Annotated in this window: 11 protein-coding genes and 1 pseudogene; 5 read left to right on the top strand and 7 right to left on the bottom strand. The window is 46.8% G+C overall.

Translation table 11 applies throughout. The features are described 5' to 3' along the window. Both C162_RS36415 and C162_RS37115 read left to right on the top strand, forming a co-directional pair. Window positions 1-661: hypothetical protein (locus C162_RS36415; RefSeq protein ID WP_200869239.1), on the top strand; the 661-nt coding region annotated here is incomplete at its 5' end. A gap of 261 nt (window positions 662-922) precedes the next feature. Beyond that, window positions 923-1,252, top strand: a complete 330-nt coding sequence (locus C162_RS37115; RefSeq protein ID WP_268748821.1) for a MerR family DNA-binding protein — start codon at window positions 923-925, stop codon at window positions 1,250-1,252. Between the two features lie 293 nt (window positions 1,253-1,545). Here C162_RS37115 and C162_RS27205 read toward each other — a convergent pair whose 3' ends face one another. After that, on the bottom strand, window positions 1,546-2,490 hold the full coding sequence (locus C162_RS27205) for an alpha/beta fold hydrolase (RefSeq protein WP_036699730.1): 945 nt from the start codon (window positions 2,488-2,490) through the stop codon (window positions 1,546-1,548). Between the two features lie 102 nt (window positions 2,491-2,592). On the opposite strand from C162_RS27205, the gene C162_RS27210 reads away from it, so the two are divergent. After that, window positions 2,593-3,504, top strand: a complete 912-nt coding sequence (locus C162_RS27210; protein ID WP_036699732.1) for a helix-turn-helix transcriptional regulator — start codon at window positions 2,593-2,595, stop codon at window positions 3,502-3,504. Window positions 3,505-3,757: 253 nt separating this feature from the next. On the opposite strand, the gene C162_RS27215 is transcribed toward C162_RS27210, so the two are convergent. After that, a complete protein-coding gene (locus C162_RS27215; protein WP_084649065.1) occupies window positions 3,758-4,039 on the bottom strand; it encodes a VOC family protein in 282 nt (93 codons plus the stop codon). A gap of 203 nt (window positions 4,040-4,242) precedes the next feature. Between C162_RS27215 and C162_RS37385 the strand changes: the two genes are divergently transcribed. Further along, entirely contained in the window at window positions 4,243-4,377 is a 135-nt protein-coding gene (locus tag C162_RS37385; RefSeq protein ID WP_268748820.1) for a hypothetical protein, read from the top strand. A 165-nt stretch (window positions 4,378-4,542) separates the two neighbouring features. On the opposite strand, the gene C162_RS27220 is transcribed toward C162_RS37385, so the two are convergent. Together C162_RS27220 and C162_RS37120 are read right to left on the bottom strand one after the other, a co-directional pair. After that, the gene (locus tag C162_RS27220; RefSeq protein ID WP_036699734.1) at window positions 4,543-5,478 is read right to left on the bottom strand and encodes a hypothetical protein; all 936 of its coding nucleotides are present in this window, start codon (window positions 5,476-5,478) and stop codon (window positions 4,543-4,545) included. A gap of 154 nt (window positions 5,479-5,632) precedes the next feature. Further along, window positions 5,633-5,836 (bottom strand): annotated as a pseudogene (locus C162_RS37120) (AraC family transcriptional regulator); the annotation flags it as partial. Between the two features lie 344 nt (window positions 5,837-6,180). Here C162_RS37120 and C162_RS27225 point away from each other — a divergent pair. Then, window positions 6,181-7,065: a GNAT family N-acetyltransferase gene (locus C162_RS27225; protein ID WP_036699735.1), complete on the top strand. Its 885-nt coding sequence runs from the start codon at window positions 6,181-6,183 to the stop codon at window positions 7,063-7,065. A gap of 322 nt (window positions 7,066-7,387) precedes the next feature. Here the strand turns inward: C162_RS27225 and rlmH are convergent, their stop codons facing one another. The 3 genes from rlmH to C162_RS34705 all read right to left on the bottom strand — a co-directional run. Then, window positions 7,388-7,867, bottom strand: a complete 480-nt coding sequence (rlmH, locus tag C162_RS27230) for a 23S rRNA (pseudouridine(1915)-N(3))-methyltransferase RlmH (RefSeq protein ID WP_036699737.1) — start codon at window positions 7,865-7,867, stop codon at window positions 7,388-7,390. Window positions 7,868-8,033: 166 nt separating this feature from the next. Beyond that, window positions 8,034-9,212: a DUF4179 domain-containing protein gene (locus C162_RS27235; protein WP_036699740.1), complete on the bottom strand. Its 1,179-nt coding sequence runs from the start codon at window positions 9,210-9,212 to the stop codon at window positions 8,034-8,036. A gap of 46 nt (window positions 9,213-9,258) precedes the next feature. Continuing rightward, window positions 9,259-11,252 (bottom strand): M56 family metallopeptidase (locus C162_RS34705; RefSeq protein ID WP_156949723.1); only part of this gene is annotated, 1,994 nt, incomplete at its 5' end.

An 11,252-nucleotide genomic window follows, 5' to 3' on the forward strand; every position in this document is an offset into this window, starting at 1 on the left:
ACCAACACCAACACCAACACCAACACCAACACCAACACCAACACCAACACCAACACCAACACCAACACCAACACCAACACCAACACCATTACCATCACCATTACCAACACTATTACCAACACCATTACCAACACCATTACCAACACTATTACCAACACCATTACCAACACTATTACCAACACCATTACCGACGCCAACACCAATGACTCCACAAGCTGCGTTGGAAGCGATTAATGCTTACTATGGCCAGCCAGAGCCAAATGTCGATACGCCTGACGAATCCATATTTGACATTGCTGGAGTAACAGGTGTCACTCAATCGAACTTAATCTATATTGATTATGCATTGAGCACGGACGCGAAATCTCCATGGACCGTAACTGATATTCAAGCGATAGTTAATGAAGTTCGTGCTGGACTAGCGTTGACAGAGATCAGTAATTACTTTTGGGATCCTGGATATGCCCCTAAGCCTGACGCAACAACATTTGCCGTTGCAGGGATAACGGGAGTAACCACTAACAATTTAGACCAAGTATTGGAAGGGATTGGGTATGCCCATGATCACAGATATGAATATAACCCGCCGTTTTCTTTAACTAACAGCAATCAGCTCCAAGCTGTCGTTAACGATTTGTTGGAATACAATGAATTAACCTAGAATAATAGCGGCGTAAGGGAGGTGATCCCTACGCCGCTATTTCTTTATAAATTTGATCTTTAGGTTTGATTGGGATGACGGTACCTGGGGACAGCGCCTGCCACAGATTTATTTCGCCATACTTATATTACGGTTCACCGCGTAACCAAAACACAATTTCTTTTATGTCTTTTCCATCCGGTTCGACTTCTATCATACTTCTAGTGAATCTCGACAATCTTACTTTACCAAACGAAGCGGTGTTTTTTCTACTATGAGAAAATCGGCTTGCTGCCTTATGCGGATCGAAAACAAAATGGGCATCGAGTCTATAGTAGTGAACAGGTGCAAAGTATCCTATTTTTAACTAGACTGAAGGCCACGGGTATGACGATAGAAGAAATGAAGCGATATCGGGAGCTTTCAAGCCGCGGTACCGATGCCATTCCTGAAAAGATGTCTATGCTAGAAATTCATAAGCAAAAGATCCAAAATGAAATCTCTAGATTAATGGAGGTTCAGAAGATCATCGAATATAAATTAGATCACTATCATGAAATTATACAGGATCCGGATTTTAACGATACGGGTTGTACGCCTACTCTTAAATAGAAAAGGAAATCACTATAATCCAGGCCTAGAAATCAGGGAACTCGCCTTAGTGACAGCGGGGTTTCTTTATTTAATAGAAAACAGCAAATGCAGTGTGTAAAAACTTGCCGTTATTTATGATACGGTTCACCGCGCTAGCTGAAGCGGCAAGTTTTAGGGCCATCCTTAGTGGGGTGGCCCTTTCTTAGATCTCGCTTAATTAAACTAACGTTCCTCGATAGTGGAATACCCTATGCAAAATAAGAACGCACGTTAGTAGCATAAAAAAAGGAATTGCAAATTTGCAGTCTCAGCTAGATGGCATCCTGCTGTTTCAGCCATCTCAGAATCGCTTGGTTTGTTTCTTCCGGCTTTTCTTCCTGGATCCAATGACCGCAGTCCAGATTGACCACTTCCACATTGGGCACGAACTTCGTCAGGTTTTCAGACTTCGCAACCACATCCCGGTCGCCGTAGATCATGAGGGTCGGCTGCTGGATGATGGGGTTCGCCTCCGCCAATAAGCGCCAGTTGCGGTCAAGGTTCCTGTACCAATTTATGCTGCCCGTGAACCCTGATGTTTCAAAAGCGGAGACGTAAACGGCCAGCTCGCTTTCGCTCAATACGGGCTCACCGAGCGGTGTTTCTGCTCTGGCGAGATTGATCAACGCCATACCTGGTTCAGGTGCTCTGAGAGGCTCGTTCTTCCGATACAGGTTGCGAAGGAACCTGTATGTATTGTCTTCGAATACGGCGTCCGCGACGCCTGGCTGTCGATTGAAGTGGACGAAATAGAAATCGCCGCCAAGTATTTCTTCCATGAACTCGATCCAGGGTTTTTCTCCGCGCTCTTGGTAAGGCAAGCTCAGATTTATCACTTTATTGACGCGGTTTGGATGCAACAAGGTCAGTCCCCAAACGACGAATGCACCCCAGTCATGACCGACAAAGGTAGCGTCCTCGTATCCATAGTGATCGAGAAGCGCAATAAGATCACCCGACAAGTGTTCAATGTCATAGTCTGTTACTTCGGTCGGACGAGATGAGTTGCCGTAACCCCGCTGGTTGGGTACTATGACATGGTAGCCCGCTGCGACAAGGGCGGGCACCTGATGGCGCCAAGAAAAGGCATGCTCTGGCCAGCCGTGACAGAGGACAATGGGTTTTCCGGCATTTTGCCGGCCTGCTTCAAAAACTTCGAGTTCCACACCGTTGACTGAAATAAGGGTTGACTTGGGAAAATCGGTTGGATTAAACATGTAATGTAATTACCTCCTTCTTGTGATACATGTAGTATAATGGATAAAGGATGACATCTTATTGTCATCATTCTAAAATCATGTACAAAAAAGAGGGCCATTATGGACAAAGTGGAGAGACTCATTTCGATTATCATGATATTGCTGAAAAAAAAGGTTGTTTCTACAAGGGAATTCTCGCAGCTATTTCATGTTTCCAAAAGAACGATCCTGCGCGATATGGAAACATTAAGCTTATGCAACATTCCGATCTACTCTGTCATCGGGGTCAAAGGCGGCTTTGGCCTAATGGATGAATACAAGGTGGATAAACGCCTATTAAGCAGCTCCGATTTACAAAATATATTAACCGCGCTGGGCGGATTGGAACAACTTCTCCTTACTGAAGACGTTGAAAGAACGATAAAAAAAATAGAGGCAATGGTTAGCCCCTTGTCTCTGAATCGTTCCATTCGACTGTCGTTTTATGATTGGCAAGGTCGGTCCGAAATACTTGAAACCTTAAAGACCTGTCAAGAATCCATTTCAAAGAATAGGCTTGTTTACTTTGATTATACAGATAAAGACGGGGCTGTAACGAATAGAATGGTCGAGCCGTATGAGCTGCATTTCAGCGAATCGAGTTGGTACTTAAAAGGCTTCTGTTTGCATCGACAGGGATCTCGAACATTCAAGCTATCTAGGATCGATCATATTACGATGAATGAACGCGCTTTTCAGCCCAGAGACGATTGGCCGGAGCAAGGACATGAATCAAGTTATCTACCGCAATTCGTCACGATTAAGGCATGGATATCACCTAACATAAAAGATCAAATCATCGAAAGGTACGGTCGAAAAAGCATTGAGGACCATGGTTCCGGACTTCTATTAGCAACCCTGTATGTCCCTCAAAATCATATAGGATTTCAACTTTTAGCAAGCTTCGGTACTCATCTAAAAGTTGCGGAGCCCTTAACCTATGTAGAAGACTTTCGTAAATTTTTAGATCAAATGGTGGAGAACTATTCTTGATTAGGGGCTCGTATTGGCATATGTGACTGATGCCACATGAGTTGGGTCTTAGGCGCTTCTCATGGAATTAGTATTGAAATTTCAACCCAACTTTTCGCCGTCACTTATGATATGGTCACCGCGCTGTCTGTAACGGCAAATTTAAAGCCCCTTTTAAGATACCTTTGAGAAAATGCTTCGCAACCGTTCAAAGGGGGGGCCTCTGTCATCTTCAGATGACAAGAACACCCCTTCTTATCCTGCCTTGCAAGCACTAACCTTCTTCCTTTGGCCAACCGCCCCACGAGTTGCCCATATGTCTATCCGGGTCGTACGCTTCATGAATGTTATCCACCTGAAGTGAGATAATCGGCTGTAGCTGACCCCGGCTGTTCGTGAAGTCCAACTTCGGTACCTCCGGGCAGCCAATAAGTCCCAAACCGACACCCCCGACGTTTAGCCAAGCCTCTTGGTCGCCTGGGGCATATTCAAACGTGAATGGAATGCCAAGCATCTCCTTGTACCACCTCACGGAAGCTTCCAGATCACGAACCAATAATTAGACAACCGCATAGTTTTAACGTTGACTGCCATAAAGTAATCCTCCTTCAAATCGTTCTTCGCAATATATAACGAAAGCTACCGCGAAAAAGAAACGGGCACTGCTAAATATTTTGAAAAAAATCGATACCATATTCTGAATCAATTACCCTGACCCCTTCTAATGGGTTCATTTTCATTTTTAGGAGGCTTCTAAGTTTGAGGATCATCAAAACACAGCAGAGCGTTAACATGCTGCGCAGCGCCAGAACACTTTCGGCGGCACTCCTCGATCAGATTGAGGACTATTTCGCTTGGGACATGTTTAACAAGCTCCCCAACTTGGGAGTGTAGTGGATTTCTTTCGCTGGCCTGTACGTGACGCCGTCCGGCTCACGGTTCCGTAAACAAATACAGCTCCTGGTTAAATGCCGCGTCTCTTCGAGCTCCCTCATATTATCGTCCGCAGCCAAGCCCTGAATGTCTAAGATGGCTCTGATATTTTAGTACCGCCGAACATTACATAAATATAGCTTCTTGAAACTTAATTTCCAGCTCTGCTAAATGACTTAAAGCTTCACCTATCATACGCCAATCACCGTTTACCGCCAGCGAGTGGCACCTGCCATACACTTCTGACTGTAACAGCTTAATTTCGGCTAAACCACCATTCTCACTTCGGAAGAATTCGCTAAAGTTCAATGCACGTCTTGCCGCTACCTGAAACGCAAAATGTGTCAAATGACCCAGCAAACTAGGGTTAATATCGCCACCCAGAATATATCTCTTTAACTCTGCTATGGCATCACTTCCTATTAACCAGTTACGTTCCGAGCATTGTCCTTCTATATCGTTATAAACTTGTCTGAAATACCGGATAGCCTCAACGCATATTTCCTGATGATTCGGGTGCTTAACTCGTTTGGGGGCACACCAGTAATGATAGGTCATATCATGTGGATACAATCGGTATTGAAGATGACTTGTTTTACTTGCTTTTATCAAGTCTTCCATTGGAAGCATTGCATAAGGATATCCTGCAGGGTCATGGAGTCTAACCACTCCATTCTCTACCCCAAAAGCCAGCACATAATGATCGCAACCATGTAGATAACTATGATTAGGCATATATCTTAAATAACCCATATCCAACGGTCCTAGCAATACTGGATGTTGTTTGATTGCAGTTGTAAGTATTCCTTCAATATTTGAACTATCTATGCTTGAATATTCGGTAATGGTGAATCCCAGTATGTCCAGTGCCTTGCTTACTCCGATATGTGGAACGCCGTTCGAAAAGAATACCATGTTGTCCTCTTTAAACCAGAGCGCTCCAAGTCCAACGCCAGACAAGACTTCAATAGATTCCGCAGGTATTCTTTCCCCCACAGTGTCAAGAAGCATGGAAGTGGAATTGGAATAACAATACGCCCCATTTCCTATATAGGTAAACATGAATTTATCCTCCTTCCTCAATTAGCAGACAATAATTACATTTCATTTACCGCTGACCGAGTTCCCGTATTGCCTCTTCGGCAGATTTTACAGATGAAAAAACGCAATAAGCGTATTCGCAAAAGCAAGTAAGGAAAGGAAGCGATAAATTTATTGTCTGCAGTTCGAATGCCGCCAATGTCAACCGTCGATGTCGAATGTACTCCGATAAAGATAAGCCAGTAATAAATGGAAACATTCTTTAAAAAAGATAGGTGAAGCAGCAGGCTCTCTGTGCTATTTCATCTAATGAAATAGTGTCCACTAGATTTGTTTCGATATATTCCATGGCACTATTCATCCTGTCCAACCAATCCATCGTATTCCCTCCCTTCAAGGTAATTTTATCGGAAATAAAAAATGAATACCTTGCAATTTCTGCACGAAAAAGTCAGCAAAAAACTTGCCCTCATGTATGATACAGTTCGGCGTAACATCTGTAGGGTACTTATGATACGGTTCACCGCAATAGCTGAAGGGGCAAGTTTTATTTAATATGTTCTTTGCATAGATTTATAATGATTTTTTCGATACCATATTTTGTATAAACGTAAAAGGGGACCTATAAAGTGAACATTACTATTTCCTATTCCAATCCTAAAGAATTGTTCAGGCTCATCCTTCCAGCACAAATGATCTATTATTATACCCCGGAGGTAAAACATGAAGACCACGTTAAGAAGGTATAGATTACTTTCTGATTTCGAAAGAGTCTCTCAGTTCATGCGATTAAACTTCAAGAAGTATCAGTTGGGAGGTAATGTCCCACAACCTTTTTGGGAATATGCGCATACGCATCCCTATTTCAACCATTCTCTAACACACCGGTTTGGCATATGGGAGGAGAATGATGAAATTGTAGGTGTAGCTTGCTATGAAATGAACATTGGCGAATGCTACTTTTCAACCAAAAAAGGATACGACTTTTTAAAACAAGAAATGCTTGAATATGCAGAGACAGAACTATCCAAGAGATCAGCTGATCAATACAGCCTCGATGTTAGGGTATACGATTATGAAGAACCACTAATCAAATCACTAGTCCAAAAAGGATATCACAAGACATACAGTGAGCCGATCCGAGTTTACAATTTCAGTTCAGGTTTTTCCAAGCGCACCTTACCCGAGGGATTTACACTCATCACTTTAGAAAACGAAAATGACCTACGTAAAATTAACGATGTCATCTGGCGGGGATTTGATCATGGAGACGAACCGGACGATGACCTTGATTCCAGGCTGCTCATGCAGAGTGGTCCTCATTTCAGAAAGGACCTTACCGCAATTATTAAAGCCCCCAATGGAGAGTACGCCTGTTTTGCCGGAATGTGGGTGGATGGTGTGAACGATTTTGCATATCTTGAACCCCTTGCTACAGATCCGCGATATCGCGGTTTAGGGCTGGCAACTGTAGCCGTAACCGAGCTAATGAAGCGCACGGAAGCATTAGGAGCTACTTATTGTTTCGGAGGCGCTCCCGACTTTTATCCCAAAATTGGTTTTGAAACGGCCTGCCACCGGGAAATGTGGTCGAAAGCATGGTCCTAAATCCTTGTAATACATCGGCATAGTCGCATCCTACCCGAACTCAGATATTGTGGGAGGGAGGGCTGCTACCTATGCCATTCCGATTCTGCCAATCGGCCTAACCCTAACTGGAGCTCTTGATTCCACACAGTTGGGGCCTTAAGTAAATGGCTGAGCTGTCATTGTGTTCTAGATGATCGCCTTTCACAACATTACTGGCCTCCGTCCACTCTCAGCATCATCCTCTTTTCCTGATATCTGCTTTGCTGCACCTTATTCCTGGAGCTAAACAGATTTTCTAGCCAATTGTGGCTTCAACTATCTTTTCCCCAAAAACTTGCCCCTACTTATGGTACGGTTCACCGCGATTTATCTTCACCGCCCGGTAAACCTGCTCCACCAGCACCAGCCGCATGAGCTGATGGGGCAGCGTCATGCGGCCGAAGCTCATGCGCTGCTGGGCGCGGCGCATCACCTCATCGGAGAGCCCGTGGCTGCCTCCGATGACGAAGACGACATGGCTCGTCCCGTAGGTGCCGAGCCGGTCAATCTCGGCGGCAAGCTCCTCGGAGCTCCAGAGCTTGCCGTCAATCGCGAGCGCAATGACATGCGCCTCGCTCTTAATCTGCGCGAGGATACGCTCACCCTCGCGTACCTTCACCTGAATAACCTCTGCATCGCTGAGGTTATCAGGGGCCTTCTCATCCGCCACCTCTATCATCTGGAACTTGAGGTAGGGCGTGAGCCGTTTGGCATATTCCGCGATGCCGAGCGTCAGATACTTTTCCTTCAATTTGCCTACGCTTATCAGTTGTATTAACATAGTTCCTCCATCGGTCTGATCTGGTTATGTCCCTGTATTTTATCACATCCCTGTCCATAACATGCCCTGCCTAGGCGACATTCCCCGCACACCCTGTAACGCCAAAAGAAGAGCCACCCTTCACGGGTGGCCCTAAGACACTACGAATAGCCTGCAATACCTGCAATTATTGCTTAGACAAATCAATAATCAACTGCTGTGTAATCTTACGGTCTTTCATATTAGTGAAGTCCAGGCGAAGCGATTGCGGTTTGTCGAGCAGGAAGTAGCTTTCCGATATGATGGTCAGTTTATGATCTGAATACGTATAATAAGTACTACCCTCTTGCGGTTTGTACTCACCGTTTCCGCTCATAATCAATAGTGATGGGTAGTAATTATTGTTGAATTTCTCCTTAAAAGCTTTATCCGTAAACACAGCCTCATCTGAGGTTAGAGTCGTGATTGTTGTGAATGGTGTCAGTTCCATGTTCACTTTAATCGGATGTCCAGCCATATCCACGGTCTCTTCCGGCGTCAGGGTTAGAGATTCCTGCTCCCAGACCTTAGGATCGATCACGAAGACTGCCTTCAGCGGCGGACTCTTCTTCACTTTGGCCTTCAGCGCGTTATACTTCTTCAGCAGCTCAGGACTCGTTTTGGACGCTTTGTCCTCGGGATTAGCCTGATAGGCTTTTTTAGCCTCTGCCATCATCTGCGCCTCCAATGCCTCTACCTGTTTCAGCTCACTAGTGGTTAACGAGGTTAGCTGAAACTCCGCAGCTACTTTTTGGGGAGCCGTGGTTAATGGAGTCGTTAGACGGATGACAGCCGTGCCGTACATGATATTGTTTTGCTTAGCCGGGCTTACGCCATAAACCCCAGCATCATTCATTTTCTTGCCGCTGATGACCTTCCCCGTAATGACATCCGTCAATTGCAGTTCATGCGCTATCGATCCTTGAGACGTGAATGCACGGTTGCTGTCGGCCTGGGCGGTAAAAAGAATAATCAGCTCATATTTGTCAGCGATAAAGCCATTCATCGTCAACTTGTAGCCATCTTTTGTGACAACTGTATTCAAGGGCTGGACCAAATTATGCTTGATGGCATATTCGACCTGCTTATAATTCTGAAACTTCGGGTTCACAAAAGGGGCCAGCGCTGCCTGCGGCTTCGCGGCTGCCGCCGGAGCGGCCAACGCTTGACCAGTCACGGCAAAAGGACTCAGCACCAGCGCTGCTGTTGTCATGACTGCGACGACTGTAGCCGACAGCTTGGGTCTGGAGGACCGCCGCTGATCTGCTGCCGGGCATTGCGTCTGTGCACATTGTTGCATCATTTCATTCCGCTTCATTCTAATCATAGTTACACTCTCCTTAATCTTAAGTGGTTGTTCTGCTGCATTCACTCTAATTCTGTCCTGTCAGGTCAAAAGTCAGCTCATAGACCGGCTCGCGCTTCTCCAGACCTGAACTGCCTGCCGGCATCTTCGTGAAATCCAGCCGCAGCGCTTGCGGCTCATCCAATGAGAAATAGCTTTCCGTAACCATCTTCATCTCATAATCTGTATACGCAATGGATACATTCCCTGACTGCTTCGTATAATCTCCCGCCCCGCTCCTGCTCCACCACTGTGAGGGAGAACCGTACTTCTCATGGAAGGCCCGTAAGAACTCTTGATTCTTAAAGATAGGCTCATCTGAATAAAAGGTGGCTATCGTTGTGAGCGGTGTCAATTGCAGCTTCACTCTAACCTTGTGTCCGCCCGCCTCAAGCGTATCCTGCGGTGTGAGCGTCTGCATCTCTTGCCTCCAATCCTGGGCTTCCACGTCAAAAGTGGTCTGGAGCGCCGGAGATACCTGCACATCAGGCTCATCACCCGCATGTGAACGCAGCCGGAATTCTGCCTTGATCTTAGGGGGCAACTCCGTTAATGGCGTATCAAATTGAAGCCTGGCCAGCGCAAGGGTAACACCCTTCTGCGGACTGCTGGTAATGATCATGGGGCGGCTTCGGCCATTGATCACCTTGCCCGTCACACCATCCGTAATGATGCATTCTACGAAACGAGGATCATCAGAGACTAGTGATCTTCCGCCGTTAACACGCGCCGTATAAAAAATAACCAATTGATGCCTGTCTGCCATGAAGCCCGTCACATTGACCTGATAGCCGCCTTCAGCAATCTCCACATTCATCGGCTTCAGCAGATGATGCCGGTTCACATATTCCGTCTGTTGTACATTCATGTTCCGAAACGGTACCAGAGCCTCCCCTTGCTCCATTGCCGGTTCTGCACGTTCCTCTCCGGGAACGCTTTTAGTCATTGTGCCAGCGCGATTGGCCTTAGCACCTGTGGCAGCAGAGTCACTAGGCTCCCTTGAGGCACCCGTTAGCGTCACGATGCTGAGCAGGGCGACCAGAATTACAGCTGCTGCGGAGATGCGGTAGGAGCCTTTGCGGAAAGATTGAATCATACTGATTCTTCTCTTAATCTGTTGCCGCTGCTGCGGGTTAGAGAAATAGAGATGCCCCCTCCTCTCCCGGACTCGTGAGAAGCGCTTCAGGAACTCTACCAGAGTAAGCCCGTAGTTGATAGCCTCCTCTTCCCCTAACACCTCCAGCACATAAGTGTCACAGGCAACCTCCCGATCAATCTTCATGCGCCGGATAGCCAGCCACACTAGAGGATTGAACCAGTGTATCGTTGCGGCTAGGCTCCCTAGCAGGTTCCACAGCATATCCCTACGCTTGTAGTGGGCCAGCTCATGCGCGAGGATGTGCCGCAGCCGGGAAGCATCCAGTTCCCGCAGAGCTTGCTCCGGAACAAAAATCCATGGACGCGTTAGTCCTGACAGATATGGGTTGTTAGCGGAACCTCCAGTATAGATAGGTATCGCTCTCCTTATTCCAAACTGGCGTCTGGTGGCAAGAACCACCTGAAGAATCTCCGGGGCATTCACCTGTCTAAGCTGCCGGCGCTCACGCTGCATACGCCATATGTACTGGAGTCCACTCAGCAGCATAAACACAGCGCCAAGTAACCAGATCGCGGTGCCTATCTTCATCCAGAGCGGGTAACCTGCGGCCCCCGCAGAGCTGCGGTTAACGGCTGCCGATTCATTCTCCACCTGCATGGTGCCTGTCTGCCCCTGTACATCCAGTGCGGTGTTATTGGCCGGATATGCAGTCTTAGCTCCCTCCCCCGGTGAATGCTCCTGAGCTTCACCCGCTGAGCCTCCAGGGTCTGGCGCCTTGTCCATCACGGATGTCAGGAATTGTCCGCCAGAGCCAAGAATATGGAACATGCTGAGCGGGCTGTCCGGTACGGCAGGCAATAACAGCCGGGCGATAACAAGCAGCCACAGGAGGTAACGCACCCGGGCGTTGATGAACCTCCGCA

It is taken from the genome of Paenibacillus sp. FSL R7-269 (genome assembly GCF_000517865.1).
Lineage (GTDB): Bacteria > Bacillota > Bacilli > Paenibacillales > Paenibacillaceae > Paenibacillus_AQ.